17 protein-coding genes are annotated in these 18,004 nt (G+C 68.1%); 3 read left to right on the forward strand and 14 right to left on the reverse strand.

The genetic code is table 11. The annotated features are described in order from the left end of the window. Positions 1 to 9: 9 nt before the first annotated feature. The 5 genes from ACFZBP_RS31360 to ACFZBP_RS31380 form a co-directional block, all read right to left on the reverse strand. On the reverse strand, positions 10 to 963 hold the full coding sequence (locus ACFZBP_RS31360) for a helix-turn-helix transcriptional regulator (RefSeq protein WP_383450054.1): 954 nt from the start codon (positions 961 to 963) through the stop codon (positions 10 to 12). Positions 964 to 1,145: 182 nt separating this feature from the next. Next, positions 1,146 to 1,517, reverse strand: coding sequence for an FKBP-type peptidyl-prolyl cis-trans isomerase (locus tag ACFZBP_RS31365; protein WP_030053355.1), 372 nt, complete (start codon positions 1,515 to 1,517; stop codon positions 1,146 to 1,148). Between the two features lie 58 nt (positions 1,518 to 1,575). Beyond that, the gene (locus tag ACFZBP_RS31370; RefSeq protein WP_383450052.1) at positions 1,576 to 2,580 is read right to left on the reverse strand and encodes an FKBP-type peptidyl-prolyl cis-trans isomerase; all 1,005 of its coding nucleotides are present in this window, start codon (positions 2,578 to 2,580) and stop codon (positions 1,576 to 1,578) included. Between the two features lie 128 nt (positions 2,581 to 2,708). Continuing rightward, positions 2,709 to 4,070: a Pup--protein ligase gene (pafA, locus tag ACFZBP_RS31375; protein ID WP_028801611.1), complete on the reverse strand. Its 1,362-nt coding sequence runs from the start codon at positions 4,068 to 4,070 to the stop codon at positions 2,709 to 2,711. Positions 4,071 to 4,079: 9 nt separating this feature from the next. Beyond that, a complete protein-coding gene (locus ACFZBP_RS31380; protein WP_391417936.1) occupies positions 4,080 to 5,339 on the reverse strand; it encodes an MFS transporter in 1,260 nt (419 codons plus the stop codon). Between the two features lie 98 nt (positions 5,340 to 5,437). Between ACFZBP_RS31380 and ACFZBP_RS31385 the strand changes: the two genes are divergently transcribed. Then, the gene (locus tag ACFZBP_RS31385) at positions 5,438 to 6,454 is read left to right on the forward strand and encodes a LacI family DNA-binding transcriptional regulator (protein ID WP_383450050.1); all 1,017 of its coding nucleotides are present in this window, start codon (positions 5,438 to 5,440) and stop codon (positions 6,452 to 6,454) included. A 76-nt stretch (positions 6,455 to 6,530) separates the two neighbouring features. Here the strand turns inward: ACFZBP_RS31385 and prcA are convergent, their stop codons facing one another. From prcA to arc, 6 genes are all read right to left on the reverse strand, one after another. Next, positions 6,531 to 7,301 carry a proteasome subunit alpha gene (prcA, locus tag ACFZBP_RS31390; RefSeq protein ID WP_391417938.1) on the reverse strand — a complete coding sequence of 257 codons (771 nt, stop codon included), beginning with the start codon at positions 7,299 to 7,301 and terminating at the stop codon, positions 6,531 to 6,533. Positions 7,302 to 7,362: 61 nt separating this feature from the next. Then, positions 7,363 to 8,208, reverse strand: a complete 846-nt coding sequence (gene prcB, locus ACFZBP_RS31395) for a proteasome subunit beta (RefSeq protein WP_383450048.1) — start codon at positions 8,206 to 8,208, stop codon at positions 7,363 to 7,365. Continuing rightward, the gene (locus ACFZBP_RS31400; protein ID WP_383450047.1) at positions 8,160 to 8,753 is read right to left on the reverse strand and encodes an endonuclease VII domain-containing protein; all 594 of its coding nucleotides are present in this window, start codon (positions 8,751 to 8,753) and stop codon (positions 8,160 to 8,162) included. The genes prcB and ACFZBP_RS31400 overlap by 49 nt, the downstream gene beginning before the upstream one ends. A gap of 33 nt (positions 8,754 to 8,786) precedes the next feature. Continuing rightward, a complete protein-coding gene (locus ACFZBP_RS31405; RefSeq protein ID WP_030955201.1) occupies positions 8,787 to 9,005 on the reverse strand; it encodes a ubiquitin-like protein Pup in 219 nt (72 codons plus the stop codon). A 199-nt stretch (positions 9,006 to 9,204) separates the two neighbouring features. Next, entirely contained in the window at positions 9,205 to 10,716 is a 1,512-nt protein-coding gene (gene dop / locus ACFZBP_RS31410) for a depupylase/deamidase Dop (protein WP_383450046.1), read from the reverse strand. Between the two features lie 243 nt (positions 10,717 to 10,959). Beyond that, positions 10,960 to 12,726, reverse strand: a complete 1,767-nt coding sequence (gene arc, locus ACFZBP_RS31415; RefSeq protein WP_383450045.1) for a proteasome ATPase — start codon at positions 12,724 to 12,726, stop codon at positions 10,960 to 10,962. A gap of 246 nt (positions 12,727 to 12,972) precedes the next feature. Here arc and ACFZBP_RS31420 point away from each other — a divergent pair, with 246 nt between their 5' ends. Further along, complete coding sequence (locus ACFZBP_RS31420) at positions 12,973 to 13,278, forward strand: ferredoxin (protein WP_383450044.1); 306 nt, start codon at positions 12,973 to 12,975, stop codon at positions 13,276 to 13,278. 58 nt (positions 13,279 to 13,336) lie between these two features. Here the strand turns inward: ACFZBP_RS31420 and ACFZBP_RS31425 are convergent, their stop codons facing one another. From ACFZBP_RS31425 to ACFZBP_RS31435, 3 genes are all read right to left on the reverse strand, one after another. Then, positions 13,337 to 13,918 (reverse strand): hypothetical protein, encoded by a 582-nt coding sequence (locus ACFZBP_RS31425; RefSeq protein WP_391417943.1) that lies wholly within the window; start codon positions 13,916 to 13,918, stop codon positions 13,337 to 13,339. A gap of 268 nt (positions 13,919 to 14,186) precedes the next feature. Next, a complete protein-coding gene (locus tag ACFZBP_RS31430) occupies positions 14,187 to 15,089 on the reverse strand; it encodes a tRNA (adenine-N1)-methyltransferase (protein WP_383450042.1) in 903 nt (300 codons plus the stop codon). Positions 15,090 to 15,144: 55 nt separating this feature from the next. Next, a complete protein-coding gene (locus tag ACFZBP_RS31435; RefSeq protein ID WP_391417945.1) occupies positions 15,145 to 16,743 on the reverse strand; it encodes a site-2 protease family protein in 1,599 nt (532 codons plus the stop codon). Between the two features lie 175 nt (positions 16,744 to 16,918). Here ACFZBP_RS31435 and ACFZBP_RS31440 point away from each other — a divergent pair, with 175 nt between their 5' ends. Further along, complete coding sequence (locus ACFZBP_RS31440) at positions 16,919 to 17,995, forward strand: PD-(D/E)XK nuclease family protein (protein WP_391417947.1); 1,077 nt, start codon at positions 16,919 to 16,921, stop codon at positions 17,993 to 17,995. Positions 17,996 to 18,004 lie beyond the last annotated feature (9 nt).

Below are 18,004 nucleotides of genomic sequence, written 5' to 3' on the forward strand. Positions count from 1 at the left end.
CGCTCCCCCTCAGCCCTTGGCCACGGCACGCAGCCGGTCCACCACGTCGGCCCGCAGCTCCGCGGGCTCCAGGACCACCACATCCGGCCCGAACTCCACCAGCCACGCGTCCAGCCCGTGGCCGTACGGAATCTCCAACTCGTCCCAGCCGTCCCCGAGTTCCCGCACCGCCGTCGCCCTCGCCCGAAGGGGGTATCCGGCGTCCGTGCGCAGCCGGATCAGCGCGGAGCGGTCGGCGGTCTCCCCCGCCCAGCTCGCCACGGTCTCCCGCACGGTGACGACATCGGGGACCGGCGCGGTGAACCGGGCGCCCCGCGAACGCACCTTGCCCGTGATCCGGGACAGCCGGAACACCCGCTCGGCACCGCGGTCCCGGTCCCAGCCCGCCAGATACCAGTGGCCGCGCCAGCACTCCAGCGCCCACGGCTCGACATGCCGGGGCTCGGGGCGGGCGGCGGTGGCCTTGCGGTAGTCGAAGAGGACGGGACGGCGGTCGCGGCAGGCCAGCATCAGCGGCTCGAACGCGGCCTCGTGCACCGGGATCCGGGGCTCCAGCGCGCTGTGCGCCTCGTACGGGTCGACGTCCTCGGGCAGTCCGGCGGCGCGCAGCTTCTGCAGTGCGCCGCTCGCCGCGCCCGCGAGCCGGACCTGCTGCCACACCTTCGCGGCCAGCCCCAGCGCGGCGGCCTCCTCGGCGTCCAGCGTGATCGGCGGCAGGCGGTTGCTGTCGCGGCGGGCCAGATAGCCGACCTCGCCGTCCAGGTTCTCCACGGTCTCGATGACCAGGCCGAGCTCGCGCAGATCGTCCTTGTCCCGCTCGAACATCCGGTTGAAGGAGTCGTCGGAGCCGGCCTCCAGGTAGGCCTCGATGGACTCACGCAGCTCGCGCTTGCTCAGCGGCCGCCGCGTCCCGAGCAGACACAGCGCCAGGTTCATGAGCCGCTCGGCCTTGGCAATGGCCATCGACGCCCTTCGCCTTCCCTATGGTGCTTACGGACGATGACCGTACCGCTCCGCGGTGGCCTGGCAAAAGCCGAGGGCCCATGCCCGGACAGGCATGGGCCCCACGCGGTCGGGTCCGGTCGTACGCCGATCAGCCGTGCGCCGATCGGAGGCGACCGTCGGACACGACGACCGGACGACGATCAGACGCCGAGCAGGTCGACCACGAAGATCAGGGTCTCACCGGGCTTGATCGCCGGGGTCGGGCTCTGGTTGCCGTAGGCGAGGTGGGCCGGGATGGTCAGCTGACGGCGGCCACCGACCTTCATGCCCTGCACGCCCTGGTCCCAGCCCTTGATGACACGGCCGCCACCCAGCGGGAAACGGAACGGCGTACCGCGGTTCCAGCTGGCGTCGAACTCCTCGCCCGTGCTGAAGGCGACACCCACGTAGTGCACGGTGACGGTCTGGCCCGCCTGCGCAACCGCGCCGTCGCCCTCCCAGATGTCCTTGATCTCGAGGTCCGCCGGGGGCTCGCCGCCCGGGAAGTCGATCTCGGGCTTGTCGATGCTCACGTCTTACGCTCCTGCTTGTGGTGGAAAGGCAACAGCACAGTCTTACATCCGGGCCCGCCTACATCGCCGCCAGGATGTCGACCGAGAAGACCAGCGTGGAGCCCTTCTTGATGACACCGCCACTCGGCGGGGTGTCCCCGTAGGCCAGGTCCGGAGGTACGACGACCAGCACCCGGCTGCCCACCTTCTTCCCGACCAAACCCTGCGCCAGGCCCTTCACGACCTGCTCCATCTGGGGCAGCGCGAACTGGCTCAGCTGTCCCTGCCGGTAGCTCGACTCGAACTCCTTGCCGCTGTCCCAGACCACGCCCTTGAACTGGCACAGGACGGCCTGCTCCGCCTTCACCTCGGCACCGTCGCCCTCCAGGACATAGGCCGTCACCAGCTTCTTCGGCGCGTCCGTCTTGGGAACGGTCAGAGAGGGCGCCTTGCCGTCGGTGTTCGTGCCCACCTTCGGCAGATCGACGTCGTCCTGGGCGACGGCCTCGCCCTTCGCCGAACTCTTGGCGTTGAACGCCTCCTGGACGTCGATGACGAAGACCAGCGTGTCGGTGCCCTTGATCCCCGCGTCCGGGTTGCCCTGCGGGCCGTAACCCCAGGTCGGCGGGATCGCCATCTGAACGCGGCTGCCCGCCTTGCGCCCCGCCAGACCGTACCGCCATCCGGCGATGACGCTGCCCTCGGCGAGCTGGATGAGCAGCGGCTTCTTCTTGTCGTAGGAGTTGTCGAAGGACTTGCCGGTGGACCAGATCTGCCCGAGATAGTTCGCCACGACGAAGTCGTTCTCCGCCATCGTCTTGCCGTTGCCCGCGATGACCGTCTTCACCGCCAGGTCCTTCGACGGATCACCGCTGCCCTTGGCGACCGTCGGCTTCTCCCCGAACTTCGTACCCGCCGTGATCGCCGGCAACGGGCCGTCCACGATCTTCGGCGACGGGACCGCCGACGTCGCCGGAGTCGAGGGCGACGCACTGTCACTCGCCTTGTCGTCCTTGTCATCGCCGCATGCGGCGAGCGTGACCATTCCTGCGGGTACGGCGATGAGAAGTGAGCGTCGGCGCACGGTGAGAGCCTCGTAATCGGTCGATCTTGTGGATGGCGTGCGCGCAACTCTACGGCGTGAGAAGGGCGCCGTACGGGAAACGTACGGCGCCCGCGTTGCGTTCCGGAAAACCTGCCGGAACCCGACGCTCACATACCGGCGATGAGTTTCTCCACCCGGTCGTCCACAGAACGGAACGGGTCCTTGCACAAGACCGTGCGCTGCGCCTGGTCGTTGAGCTTGAGATGAACCCAGTCGACGGTGAAGTCCCGACGCTGTTCCTGAGCCCTGCGGATGAAATCACCGCGCAGCCGGGCCCGAGTGGTCTGCGGCGGAACCGACTTGCCCTCGAAGATCTTCAAGTCGTTGCAGATACGGGCGGCTTGCCCCTTCTTCTCCAGCAGGTAGTACAGACCCCGACGACGGTGGATGTCGTGGTACGCGAGGTCTATCTGCGCGACCCGCGGATGCGACATGGTCATGTTGTGCTTGGCCCGGTACCGCTCGATCAGCTTGTACTTCATGACCCAGTCGATCTCGGTACCGATCCGGTCGAGGTCCTCCGCCTCGATCGCGTCCAGCGTGCGGCCCCACAGCTCCAGCACCTGCTCGACCGTGCCCGTACGAATACCGCGGCGCTCACAGAAGTCCACGGCCTTCTCGTAGTACTCGCGCTGCACCTCCAGCGCCGAGGCCTCCCGGCCACTGGCCAGGCGCACCTTGCGACGCCCGGTGATGTCATGACTGACCTCCCGGATCGCCCGGATCGGGTTCTCCAGGGTCAGATCCCGCATCACCGTGCCCGCCTCGATCATGCGCAGCACCAGATCGGTCGCACCGACCTTCAGCAGCATGGTCGTCTCGGACATGTTCGAGTCGCCCACGATCACATGCAGACGACGGTAACGCTCGGCGTCCGCGTGCGGCTCGTCACGCGTGTTGATGATCGGCCGGGAACGCGTCGTCGCCGACGAGACGCCCTCCCAGATGTGCTCCGCCCGCTGACTGACGCAGTACACCGCACCACGCGGCGTCTGGAGCACCTTCCCGGCGCCGCACAGCAACTGCCGGGTGACCAGGAACGGAATGAGAATGTCCGCGAGCCGGGAGAACTCGCCATGGCGTGCCACCAGATAGTTCTCATGGCACCCGTACGAGTTGCCCGCCGAGTCGGTGTTGTTCTTGAAGAGGTAGACGTCGCCCGCGATTCCCTCCTCGTGCAGGCGTCGTTCCGCGTCCACCAGGAGTCCTTCGAGAATGCGCTCGCCCGCTTTGTCGTGGGTGACCAGTTCGGTCACGTTGTCGCATTCCGGTGTCGCGTATTCCGGATGCGAACCCACGTCGAGATAGAGGCGGGCGCCGTTCCGCAGAAAGACATTGCTGCTACGGCCCCATGACACGACACGGCGGAAGAGGTACCGCGCCACCTCGTCAGGCGACAGGCGGCGCTGTCCCCTGAACGTGCACGTGACGCCGTACTCGTTCTCCAGCCCGAAAATGCGGCGGTCCATGACTGAACATTACGCCCGATCCCCCGAGCTGAAACGGGGTTCGACAGCACGGTTTGGATCATTTTCCGATGAAGCCGCAACCACCGCACCCCTGGCGGGAGCTGCGAGGACCCGCCCCGTGGCCAGCAGGACCAGCAACGACACCGCTCCCGCCGCACCCGGTACGGCGAAACCCCACAGGGCCCCGCCCGCCTCGACGACCGGCCCCGCCAGGCCCGTTCCCACCGACGCGCCCACCGTGAACGTCGTCACCAGCCACGAGAACGCCTCCGTCACCGTCCCCCGCGGCGCGTGCCGGTCCACCAGCACGAACGCACAAGCGATACACGGCGCCAGGAACACACCCGCCACCACCGCCAGCAACGTCATCGCCACCACACCCGGCATCAGCATCAACGGCAGATAACACACCGCCAGAAGCGCCACCAGGAACCGCAGTCGCCGCGCCGGCTCACCGGCCCACTGCCGAGCCCCGTACACCACACCACCGACCAGCGCACCCAGCCCCACGCCCGCCATCAGCCAGCCGTACACCACGTCACCGCCGTTGTCGTCCGCGTACGACACCGCCGCCACCGCGATCGACCCCAGCGCCATCCCGATGAACAGGAACGCGGCCAGCAACGCCAGCAGCCCCGACGAGCGCAGCGCCCCCAGCCAGTGCGCCTCACGCGGCTCCGAGCGCCACGCACGCGACGGCGGCGACACCACCACCGACAGCGCACCCAGAACCCCGATCACGTTCAGCACCAGCAGCGCCGCCTGCGCCGACCACAGCGACGCACACAGCGTCAGCAGCAACGGGCCGATCGTGAACATGACCTCCTGCGCCACCGCGTCCATCGCATACGCCGTGTGCACCTGGCCCTCCTTGTGGAGAACCGACGACCACAACGCCCGCAGACCACCCTCCAGCGGCGGCGTGAACAGCCCCGAGGCCGCCACAGCCGCATACGCCAGCGGCAGCGACCCCGTACCCACGAACGCGAACCCGGCCATCGCCACCGCCGAGGCCACCGCCGCCGGCAACTGCACCCGCGGCTGCCCGTACAGATCCACCAGCCGCCCCAGCACCGGCTGCCCCACCGCGTTGGCGACCCCGTACACCGCCGCCAGACCCCCGGCCAGGCTGTACGAACCGCCCTCCGCGCGCACGAACAGCACGATCGCCAGCGCCGCCACCGCGTTCGGCAACCTGCCCACCAGCGTGCCGACGAGCAGCCGGGCGGCATGCCTCGCCCTGAGAACCTCCAGGTATGCGCCGGTCATCAGCCGCGCCGCCCTCCGCATAAGTTTTACGTATAACGTCCTCCGTCATACGTACCATGTGCGCTGTTCACGAGTCCAGACGAAGGAGCAGGCGGACGGTGGCACCCGGCAGCACCCGCCCCACCAGCCGAGACGTGGCCCAGGCAGCAGGCGTCTCCCAGGCCGCGGTATCCCTCGTACTCGGCGACAAATGGCGCGGCCGCGTCTCCGAAACCACCGCCGAACGCGTCCGCCAGGCCGCCCGCGAACTCGGCTACCGCCCCAACCTCGCCGCCCGCAACCTCCGCCTCGGCCACACACGCACCGTCCTGCTCGTCGTCCCCGCCCTCACCACCGAATTCTTCGCCGGCGTCTACACCGGCGCCGCCCGCATCGCCGCACAACACGGCTTCGGCGTCGTCCTCTACCCCTCCCCCGAAGGCATCGGCCCCGCCCGCGACCCCTTCGCCTCCGCCCAAGCAGCCCTCGACGGCGTCATCGCCTCCTCCATGGCCGCCGACGCCCTCACCGCCATCCGCGGCGACCAACTCCCCCTCGTCATGCTCGACAGCGACCCCACAGGCAGCCACGGCGCCACCACCGTCAACCTCGACATCACCGACGGCATCCGCCAGGTCACCGACCACCTCCTGCACCTCGGCCACCGCCGCTTCCTCCACCTAGCCGCCGACATCGCCTCCTGGACCTTCGAAGTACGCGCCCACGAACTCGCCGCACGACTCGCAGCAGTCCCCGGCACCTCCCTGATCACCGCCCCCGCACCCATTTCCATCGACGACGCCCGCACCGCCGCCGAAACCGCACTCTCCGCCCCCGGCCCCCGCCCCACCGCCATCATCTGCGACGACGACAAACTCGCCGCCGGCGCCTACAAAGCCGCCCGCCGCCTCGGCCTGCGCATCCCCGACGACCTCTCCGTCACCGGCCTCGACGACCTCGCCCTCGCCACCGCCATCGACCCCGAACTCACCACTGTCCGACTCGACGCCGAACTCTTCGGAGAACGCGGCATGCAAGCCCTCCTGGCCGTCCTGGAAGGCCGCCAACCACAAGAGGGCGACATTCCCGTCCAGCTCGTCGTCCGAGGCTCCACAGCGCCGCCCAGCACGCCCTAGGACAGCCCAGAAGCACGCCTGTGCCCCGACCGAGCGATCCGGCCGGGGCACAGGCGTACACGAAACAGGCTGGGGACTACTCCTCGGAGCTGTCCGACTCCTCCGAGTCCTCTCCGTTCTCCGCACTCTCGGCCTCAGTGGACGCACCATTGGCCTCCAGCAGCCGCGCCAGCTGACGACCCACGATGCGCTTGAACTTCCGCGACTGCGGACGCGTACGGTCCAACACCGCGACCTCGAGCCGCTCCGCGGGAATCTCCCGCTGCGTACCGTTCGTCTCACGCGACAACGCCTGCACAGCCAGCTTCAGCGCCTCGGCCAGACTCATACCGTCCTGATGCCGCTGATCAAGGAAATTACTGATCAGCTCGGCATTACCACCGACCGCGACCGAACCGTGCTCATCCACGATCGACCCGTCATGCGGCAACCGATAGATCTGGTCACCCTCAGGCGTCTCACCCACCTCCGCGACAACCAGCTCCACCTCATACGGCTTCTCCGCCGCCGAGGAGAAGATCGTGCCCAGCGTCTGCGCATACACATTCGCCAGACCACGAGCCGTCACATCATCACGGTCATAGGTGTAACCACGCAGATCGGCATACCGCACCCCACCGATCCGCAGATTCTCGTACTCGTTGTACTTACCGGCGGCCGCAAAACCGATCCGGTCATAGATCTCACTGAACTTGTGCAACGCACGGGACGGGTTCTCACCGACGAACACGATGCCATCGGCATACTGCAGCACAACCAGGCTGCGACCACGCGCGATGCCCTTACGGGCGTACTCCGCCCGGTCGGCCATCGCCTGCTGGGGGGAGACATAGAACGGCGTCGACACCGGTTATCCGTCCCTTTCTGTCGAAGTCACAGGATCACCTAGAAAAGACCGAACCCCGCCGCTACAGCAGCGCGGCCCGCGGGCCGTCAGGCTGCTCCAGACGCCGCTCCAGAATGGAACGAGCGATCTCGGACGACTCCTCGTCGCCGAGCCGGCGGAAACCATCCTCGGTGATCACCGTGACGATCGGATAGATCCGGCGGGCGACATCGGGACCACCGGTCGCCGAGTCGTCGTCAGCCGCGTCATACAGGGCCTGCACCACGAGCGTCGTGGCCTCGGCCTCGGTGAGATCGGCACGGAAGAGCTTCTTCATCGCACCACGCGCGAAGATCGAACCAGAACCGGTCGCGGCGTAACCCTGCTCCTCCGAACGACCACCCGTCACGTCGTAGGAGAAGATCCGCCCCTTGCCCCGGTCCACGTCATACCCCGCGAACAGCGGAACGACGGCCAGCCCCTGCATCGCCATCCCCAGATTCGACCGGATCATGGTCGACAGGCGGTTCGCCTTGCCCTCGAGGGACAGCTGCGCACCCTCGACCTTCTCGAAGTGCTCCAGCTCCAACTGGAACAACTTCACCATCTCGACCGCCAGACCGGCCGTACCCGCGATACCCACCGCCGAGTACTCGTCCGCCGGGAACACCTTCTCGATGTCCCGCTGCGCGATCACATTCCCCATCGTCGCCCGCCGGTCACCAGCGAGGACGACACCACCCGGGAACGTCACCGCCACGATCGTCGTGCCGTGCGGCGCCTCGATCACACCCTGCGTCGGCGGGAGTTGACGGTTACCGGGCAGCATCTCCGGCTGGTGCTCCGAGAGAAAGTCCATGAACGAGGACGACCCAGGCGTCAGGAAGGCAGCTGGTAGACGCCCGGTGCTACGAGTGTTGGCTTCCACGCGATTCCTTCCAAGTAAGCGGCGGCCCGGCGGACGGCGTCGGGATCGTCTCCCAACTTGCCGATGGCCGAATTGCAGTTGAAGCACAGTACGCCACGGACCCTACCCGTCTTGTGGCAGTGATCCACATGGACGGCCGGAGCCTTCAGACAGATCACACAGAGCCCCATCTGGGAGGCAACCATGTCGTCACGCTCGGCCTCGGTGAGGCCGTAGTGGCGCTTCAGATGCCCTGCGCGCCCCTTCACCGCCTTACATGACTTGCAGAGGGTCGCCAGGCCGTCCGAGGCGCTGCGGTTCCGCGTCCACTCGCTGTGCGGCTTGATCTCGCCGCAGGTGCGGCAGTACTTGTGCCCTTCGGGCACATCTACCCTGGGCCGGACGTTACGTCCCTTGGCCACCTGCCTCTGTTGGTGGTACGCGGCCGCGCACTCCCGGCAGTAGGCCTGCAGGCCGTCACGCATCGACTTGTTCTTGGCGAACGCTGCTCGCGGCTTGTGTTCCTTGCACCGCGAACAGCGCTTCACACCCTCTTCGATTGCCACCTGAAGAATCCCCCGCAGCCTTCGATTCGAAGGCTACTCGCCGCCTTTCTGAACGAAACTTCGAACGAAGTCCTCTGCGTTCTCCTCTAGGACATCGTCAATCTCGTCCAGAACCGAGTCGACGTCGTCGCTCAGCTTCTCCTGCCGCTCCTTGAGGTCCTCAGAAGCCTGCGTCTCCGCAGCCTGCTCCTCGACCTCCTCGGTAGAGCGCGTGGCCTTCTGCTGTCCGCCGCCGGTGTCCTTGGTTGCCATATCCCTCACCCCGCTCAGTTCGCCCGACATGGTCGGCAGGTCGGCTTTCCTGCCGATCGGTGATGATCAGACCCTACAAGCCGGGTCTGACATCGGCCCCGCAGTTTCGGCAACGTACGGGGGCCATCTCGATGATTCCCGGACGCCGGGTTTTCCACCCTGTTCGGCCGACGTCCGGTCGGTGTGGTCCGTGTACCTCTCAGCCGCCTGACAGGACCCTGACCAGGTCTTCCGCTGTGCGACAGCGGTCCAGGAGCTCCTTGACGTGATTTCGCGTTCCGCGAAGGGGTTCGAGGGTTGGAACGCGTTGGAGGGAGTCGCGGCCGGGGAGGTCGAAGATGACCGAGTCCCAGGAGGCGGCGGCCACGTCGTCGGCGTACTGCTCGAGGCAGCGGCCGCGGAAGTAGGCGCGGGTGTCCTCCGGGGGTGCGGTCTTGGCTCGCTCGACGGCGTCGTCGGCCATGAGGCGCTTCATGCGGCCTCGGGCGGCGAGGCGGTTGTAGAGGCCCTTTTCGGGGCGTACGTCGGCGTACTGGAGATCTAGGAGGTGGAGCTTGGCGGCGTCCCAGTCGAGGTCGTCGCGGCGTCGGTAGCCTTCCATGAGTTCGCGTTTGGCGACCCAGTCGAGTTCGCCGGCGAGGCTCATGGGGTCCCGCTCCAGGCGGTTCAAGGTGTCTTCCCAGCGGGACAGGACGTCCTTGGTCTGCTCGTCCGCGTCGGCGCCGAAGCGCTCTTCCACGTATTTGCGGGACAGCTCGAAGTACTCCATTTGGAGCTGGACGGCGGTGAGTGTGCGGCCGCTGCGGAGTGTGATGAGCCGTTGGAGTGATGGGTCGTGGGAGACCTGGTGGAGAGTGCGGACGGGCTGGTCGACGGCGAGGTCGACGGCGATGAAGCCGTCTTCGATCATGGAGAGGACGAGGGCTGTCGTGCCCAGTTTCAGGTAGGTCGAGATCTCGGAGAGGTTGGCGTCGCCGATGATCACGTGGAGGCGGCGGTATTTCTCCGCGTCGGCGTGGGGTTCGTCGCGGGTGTTGATGATCGGGCGCTTGAGGGTCGTCTCGAGGCCTACTTCGACCTCGAAGTAGTCGGCTCGCTGGCTGAGCTGGAAGCCGTGTTCGTGGCCGTCCTGGCCGATTCCGACGCGGCCTGCGCCGGTGACGACCTGGCGGGAGACGAAGAAGGGGGTGAGGTGGCGCACGATGTCGGAGAAGGGGGTTTCCCGCTTCATCAGGTAGTTCTCGTGCGTGCCGTAGGAGGCGCCCTTGTTGTCGGTGTTGTTCTTGTAGAGGTGGATGGGCTGGGCGCCGGGGAGCTGGGCGGCGCGTTCGGCGGCTTCGGCCATGATGCGTTCGCCGGCCTTGTCCCAGAGGACGGCGTCCCGGGGGTTGGTGACCTCGGGGGCGCTGTATTCGGGGTGCGCGTGGTCGACGTAGAGGCGTGCTCCGTTGGTGAGGATGACGTTGGCGAGGCCGATGTCCTCGTCGGTGAGCTGGCTGGAGTCGGCGGCCTCGCGGGCGAGGTCGAAGCCTCGCGCGTCGCGCAGCGGGTTCTCCTCCTCGAAGTCCCAGCGGGCTCGTCGGGCCCGGTGCATCGCCGCCGCGTAGGCGTTGACGATCTGGGATGAGGTGAGCATGGCATTGGCGTTGGGGTGGCCGGGGACGGAGATCCCGTACTCCGTCTCGATGCCCATTACTCGCCGTACGGTCATGCGGCCCTCCTTGCCCGGCGGCGCCCTCGGTCGGGGGCGGCGCTCAAGTACCGCTGGCGCTCCGGTGCGTGTGCGGTGCCCGTCCCCGCACTGCGCGACTCGGCGGTATGGAAGAGCCTAGAACGCCTTTGCGCTGGTGGGGAGATCATTTGCGTCATTGCGTTGCTCGCGTTGGTGCCGGATTGGCCGGAAAAACAGTGGGCTGCGGGTACCCGGTGGGGGCACCCGCAGCCGCCCTGTGTTTTACAGGTACTGTCCGGTGTTTGCCACCGTGTCGATGGAGCGTCCGGTGTCCGCGCCCTGCTTTCCGGTGATGAGGGTGCGGATGTATACGATCCGTTCGCCCTTCTTTCCGGAGATGCGGGCCCAGTCGTCGGGGTTGGTGGTGTTGGGGAGGTCTTCGTTCTCCTTGAACTCGTCCACGCAGGCCTGGAGGAGGTGGGAGACGCGGAGGCCCTTCTGGTTGTGTTCGAGGAAGTCCTTGATCGCCATTTTCTTGGCGCGGCCGACGATGTTTTCGATCATGGCGCCGGAGTTGAAGTCCTTGAAGTAGAGGACTTCCTTGTCGCCGTTGGCGTAGGTGACTTCCAGGAAGCGGTTTTCCTCGGATTCGGCGTACATCTGCTCGACGGCGGTCTGGATCATGCTCTGGACCGTGGTCGCCTTGCTGCCTCCGTGTTCTCCGAGGTCTTCGGAGTGCAGGGGGAGGCGTTCTGTGAGGTACTTGCCGAAGATGTCCTTGGCGGCTTCGGCGTCCGGACGTTCGATTTTGATCTTCACGTCCAGGCGGCCGGGGCGCAGGATGGCGGGGTCGATCATGTCCTCGCGGTTGGAGGCGCCGATGACGACCACGTTCTGCAGGCCTTCGACGCCGTCGATCTCGGCGAGGAGCTGCGGGACGATGGTGTTTTCCACGTCGGAGCTGACGCCGGAGCCGCGGGTGCGGAAGAGGGATTCCATCTCGTCGAAGAAGACGATCACGGGGGTGCCTTCGCTGGCCTTCTCCCGTGCGCGCTGGAAAACGAGGCGGATCTGTCGTTCGGTCTCGCCGACGTATTTGTTGAGGAGCTCGGGGCCCTTGATGTTGAGGAAGAAGCTCTTGCCCTGGGCCTGGCCGGTGACTTCGGCGACCTTTTTGGCCAGCGAGTTGGCGACGGCCTTGGCGATGAGTGTCTTGCCGCATCCGGGGGGTCCGTAGAGCAGGACGCCCTTGGGTGGGCGCAGTTCGTGCTCCTTGAACAGGTCGGGGTAGAGGTAGGGGAGCTCGACGGCGTCGCGGATCATTTCGATCTGGCCGCCGAGTCCGCCGATCTGCTCGTAGCCGATGTCGGGGACCTCTTCGAGGACGAGTTCTTCGACCTCGCTCTTGGGGACGACCTCGTAGACGTAGCCGGAGCGGGGTTCGAGCAGGAGGGCGTCGCCGGGTCGGATGGTGACGTCCAGCAGCGGCTCGGCGAGCCGTACCACCCGTTCCTCGTCGGTGTGCCCCACCACCAAGGCCCGCTCGCCGTCCTCGAGGATCTCCTTGAGGGTGACGATGTCGCCGACGCTCTCGTACTCCATGGCTTCGACCACGTTGAGTGCTTCGTTGAGCATCAGTTCCTGGCCGCGCCTGAGGTCGTCGAGTTCGACGCTCGGGCTGACGTTCACGCGGAGTTTGCGTCCTCCGGTGAAGATGTCGGCGGTGCCGTCCTCGTTGGCTTGCAGGAAGACACCGAAGCCGGCCGGTGGCTGTGCGAGCCGGTCGACTTCTTCCTTGAGGGCCACGATCTGGTCGCGGGCCTCACGGAGCGTGTTGGCGAGTCGCTCGTTCTGTGCGGAGACGCCGGCCAGATTGGTCTGCAGCTCGACGATCCGCTCTTCGAGAATCCTCGTGTGCCGCGGAGAGTCGGCGAGCTTGCGTCGCAGGACGGCGATCTCCTGCTCAAGGTAGGCGATCTGCCCGGCCGGGTCGTCGGACCCTCGTCCCGGGCGGATGCCGCGGTTCATGTCGTCGTCGTGGGCTGCCACGGTCCTCACCTCCTCCAAGGGGAGCTGGACGCTTCCAGACCCTACCTGGGTGGGTGTCGATTGAAACCCCTAGATCACAAAGACTGTCGGGGTGTGTCCGATCTTCACCCTTGCGCTCTCCCTCACGCCAGGGGAATACCCACCGAACATGATTGGAAAGCCGCCGCGGGTAGGCTCGAAGCGTTCAACACCCGTCAGAGCTGGCCGGATTCCCGTTCGGCTCGACGTAAGCGGATGGCAGGAGAGATGAGCGTGGAGCAGGCGGCCGGGGTCGATGGCGTGGCACTGGAGGTCTGGATCGACCAGGCTCTGTGTACCGGTGACGGTATCTGCGCGCAGTACGCGCCTGAGGTGTTCGAGCTGGACATCGATGGTCTGGCGTATGTGAAGGGCGCCGACGACGAGCTGTTGCAGGTGGAGGGGGCGACAACGCCCGTGCCGTTGCCGCTTCTCACGGATGTGGTGGATTCGGCGAAGGAGTGTCCGGGCGAGTGCATCCATGTGCGTCGCGTTTCGGACAAGGTCGAGGTGTTCGGTCCGGACGCGGAGTGACGTTGCGAGTACGGGGTGTTACGACTGTCTGATTTCTCACACGTGTTGGTGGCGTGGGTCAGACGCTGTGTGCTCCGGCGGGTGTCGAGCGGGCGAACGTGCCGTTCTTCCACTGCCATTTCGCGGTGTTCTTGAGGTCGGGGCAGCAGCGGGGCACGTCGTCGGAGGAGTAGCTGAGCAGGTCGGCGATGACGGCTCCGTCGCGGACGGTGATGTCGCTGACGGTGGTGCTGTCCTTGGGGTCGACGAGGGTGGCGACGATGCGGGGTGTGGCCGTCCCGGTGGCTCGGGTGAGGACGTAGAGGCCGTCGGGTGGGGTGCCCATGGGGGCGTCGCAGTGCACGACGGCCACGGTTTCGGGGTTGCCGTCGCCGTCGAGGTCTCCGGTGGCCTTCTTCACCACGATCGCCTTCACGGGCCCGCATTCGAGGGGGAGGTCGACGTCGGCCGGGTCGGGGGGTGCGAGGGCGGCGGGGGCGTGTCCGGTCTCGGGGCCGGCGGCGCTCTGGGCGGCCGTGGCCGAGTTGGGTTGGAGGACCGAGGACAGGGCCACGACGCCGGCGACCGCTGTGGCGGTGGCGAGCCAGTGGATGGGGCGGGTGTGGGTGTGTGCCAGTTCCGGGACGGCGGGTTGCTGCACTAGGAGCGTCTCCTGTGAGGGCTGTGCCGGTGGGGGTGGCCAGCATGGTGCCACACGTCACAGTGCGGGGGAACGGCGGGGTGTGGAGTTTGGGTGCCGGTGTGCGGTGGTCGGGGTTGCGCGGGGGGCGTGCGGGGTGTTGTGCGACGTTCTGATTTGCGGGTTGTCGGCGTCGGAGGTGAACAGAAAGGCGCTGTGGTCGAGTTCCGGATGGTGTTCGGGGAACTCGGCCACAGCGCTTGTGCGTTGTCGGCGGTGTGGGGCTGGGTCAGCGGCCGGAGCCGCCGGCGGCGTTGGGGCCTTCGTAGTCCTCGCCGTAGGCGCCCTTGGCGGGGCGTCGGCGGCGCATGGGCGGTTCGACTCCGTCGGCGAGGCGGCGGGCGGTGAGGAGGAAGCCGGTGTGGCCGATCATCCGGTGGTCCGGGCGGACGGCCAGGCCTTCGATGTGCCAGTTGCGGATCATCGACTCCCAGGCGGTCGGCTCGTTGAAGGAGCCGATCTCGCGGATGGACTCGACGGTCCGGGCGAGCTGGGTGGTGGTGGCGACGTAGCAGCAGAGGATGCCGCCGGGGACGAGGGCCTTGGAGACGGCCTCCAGGCATTCCCAGGGGGCGAGCATGTCGAGGATGACGCGGTCGACCTCGGTGTCGCTCAGGTTGTCCTGGAGGTCGCCGACGGTGAGCTGCCAGGCGGGGTGGGGGCCGCCGAAGTAGCGCTCGACGTTCTGCTTGGCGATGTCGGCGAAGTCCTCGCGGCGCTCGTAGGAGTGCAGCATGCCCTGGTCGCCGATGGCGCGCAGCAGGAAGCTGCTGAGCGAGCCGGAGCCGACGCCGGCCTCGACGACGCGTGCGCCGGGGAAGATGTCGGCGAAGGCGAGGATCTGCCCCGCGTCCTTCGGGTAGACGACTGCTGCCCCGCGGGGCATGGACAGGACGTAGTCGGGGAGCAGGGGGCGCAGCGCGAGGTAGGCGACGTTACCGGTGGTGCGGACAACGCTGCCCTCGGGTGCGCCGATCAGTTCGTCGTGCGGGAAGGAACCCTTGTGGGTGTGGAAGTTCTTCCCGGCTTCGAGCGTGAACGTGTAGTGGCGGCCCTTGGGGTCGGTCAGCTGAACCTGGTCCCCGACCTTGAAGGGCCCGCGCCTGCGGGCGGCACCGGTCGGTTCGGACATGTGAACAGCCTACCGGTTTCCTGCGGGGGGCTTGGCCACGGAGGGGGCGGGGGGCTCAGGCGGGCCGTGCCATGGCTTTGACGAAGGCGCGCTCGACGTCGGCGGCGGACAGGACGCCGTAGATCTCGCCGGTTTCCTCGACGACCAGGTATTCGGTGGCGGGGGCGGCTCTGAGGGCTTCCAGGAGGTCTTCTCCGGCGAGTTCGGCGGAGACGCGCATGCCGTCGGTGAGGTCCTGGGCGAGGCCGCTGACGGGGACCCAGGGGCGGCGGTGTTCGGGTACGCCGACGATGGCGGCCTCGCGGACGAGGGAGAGGGGGTTGCCGTCGGCGTCGACGACGACGAGGGCGCGGGCTCCGGCGGTGTTGGCGCGGCGCAGGGCTTCGGAGAGGGGGGTGTCCGTTTCGACGGGGACGGCGCGGCGGGTGAGGGTGCGGGCGCGCAGTTCGGGGAGGTGTTCGCGCAGGCGGGCCATGCGCAGGCTGTTGCCGGCGCCGGTCCAGATGATCGCGGCGAGGATGGCGGCGAGCAGGGCGTCCATGACCGTGTCCATGCCGACGTTGTCGACGGCGTCGGAGCCGAGGGCGCCGGACTGGGTGAGCCAGGGCAGGCCGATGAGGACGGAGACGGCGAGGGCGCGGCCGACCCAGGCGGCGGCGATGGTGCCGGTCATGGGTTTGCCGGTGATCTTCCAGACGACGGCGCGGAGCATGCGGCCGCCGTCGAGGGGGAGCCCGGGGAGCAGGTTGAAGGCGGCGACGATGAGGTTGGAGATCATCAGGCCGGCCAGGAGGACGCCGGGGACGGTGCCGCGTTCGACGGGCTGCATGGCGGCGTAGAAGACGCCGGCGAGGACGAGGGAGAGCAGGGGTCCGACGAAGGCGAGGACGAATTCGCGGCCGGGTGTCTCGGCTTCCTTCTCGATTTCGGAGACTCCGCCGAAGAACTGGAGCTGGATGCGGCGCACGGGGAGCTTGAAGCGGAGTGCGGCGACGGTGTGCGCCAGTTCGTGGACGAGGACGGAGGCGTAGAAGGCGACGGCGAAGAAGAGGGAGACGAGGTAGCGGGCGGCGCCGAGCTCGGGCAGGACGCGGTCGAGCTGTCCGCCGAACACCCAGGTGATGAGGGCGGCGACGAGGAACCAGCTGGGGGCGACGTACACGGGGACGCCAAAGGGGCGTCCCATGAGGAGGCCGCCTCGGGGTTCCTTGGGGCGCTGGGGCGGCTGCGTCTTTGTGGTGCCGGAGTGGGCGAGGGTGCGGTCGTGGGTGTCGGGGTCGGGGGTGTGGTGGGGGTAGGGCGTGGTGGGGGGCTGTTGCGGCCGGGGCTCGGTCGGCGGCGGTGTGGTGGGGCCGGGAGCGGTGTCGTCGCCGGGGCTCGGCTGGGCCGCGGTGTCCCCGTCCTGGGGCTGTGAGGGCTCGTCCTGGGGGTCGGCCTCGGCCGCCGGCGAGGGCCGGGGGGACGTGTGCTCGGGGTCGTCCCGGTCGGTGTCCGAGGGCCGGGTGTCCGGGGACGGTTCGGCGGTCGGGGTCGGGTCGGGGCGTGCGGGGTCGGTGGCCGGGGCCGTACGGTCTGTTCGGCGCTCGGTCGATCGGCGCTCGGTCGACTCGTCGGTGCCGGACCGCGGCTGCCCGCTCCCGCCGCTCTCGTCCACGGTGTCCCCTCGTTCGAAGCGTCGTCCGCGCCTGCCGGGCGGATGGGTCTGGGTCGATGGTATGCGGCCGTCGCGGCGTGTTCCGCCCCGGCACCCCTCTCTGTTTCCCCCGCTGTCCCGGCCGTAACGGCCGCAGCTGGGTCACTGTCAGTGGCGGGCCGTAAGGTCTGTGGGCATGGAGACGAGCACGGAGGGTGCCGCGGCGGACTGCGGCGGTGACGGCGCGTCCGCGATCGGGTCGGTCGCGGACGTGTCCCCGGCGGGGGCGGACGGTACGGCGGTGGCTGCGGTCGGGGCGGGTGCGGACGCGGCAGTGGTGGAGGCCGACACGGCAGTGGCGGACGCGGGCGCGATTGTGGCGGGTGCGGACGGTGCGGGTGAGGGGGCCGCTGTCGTCCGTGTCATACCGCCGGCCTCGTTGTCTCCCTCGCGTGCGAGTGACTTCATGCAGTGTCCGCTGCTGTACCGGTTCCGGGTGATCGACCGGCTGCCGGAGAAGCCGAGTGCGGCGGCGACGAAGGGCACGTTGGTGCACGCGGTGCTGGAGCGGCTCTTCGACGCCCCGGCGGCCGAGCGGACGGCGCCGCGTGCGAAGGCGCTGATTCCGGGGCAGTGGGACCGGCTGCGGGAGAGCCGGCCGGAGGTCGTGGAGCTGTTCGCGGACGATCCGGAGGGCGAGCGGCTGGCGGCGTGGCTGGGTGAGGCGGAGCGGCTTGTCGAGCGGTGGTTCGGGCTGGAGGATCCGACCCGGCTGGAGCCCGCCGAGCGTGAGCTGTTCGTCGAGGCCGAGCTGGATTCGGGGCTGCGGTTGCGCGGCATCATCGACCGGGTCGACGTGGCGCCGACGGGTGAGGTGCGGATCGTCGACTACAAGACCGGCAAGGCGCCCCGGCCCGAGTACTCCGAGGGTGCGCTGTTCCAGATGAAGTTCTACGCGCTCGTCGTGTGGCGGCTGAAGCGGGTGGTCCCGCGCCGGCTCCAGCTCGTCTATCTCGGCAGTGGTGACGTGTTGACGTACGACCCCGTGCTCGCCGATCTGGAGCGGGTCGAGCGCAAGCTGCTGGCGCTGTGGGAGGCGATCCGGGAGGCGACGGAGACGGGGGTGTGGCGGCCGCGGCCGACGAAGCTGTGCGGCTGGTGCGATCACCAGGCGCACTGCCCGGAATTCGGCGGCACTCCCCCGCCCTATCCGTTGCCGGTCAGGGCGGGCGAATCCGGGGGTGGCCCGCAGGGCAGAATGGGGCCGGACTAGCGAAGGAGA

The sequence above is a fragment of the Streptomyces sp. NPDC008086 genome, assembly GCF_042957325.1.
Classification (GTDB): domain Bacteria; phylum Actinomycetota; class Actinomycetes; order Streptomycetales; family Streptomycetaceae; genus Streptomyces.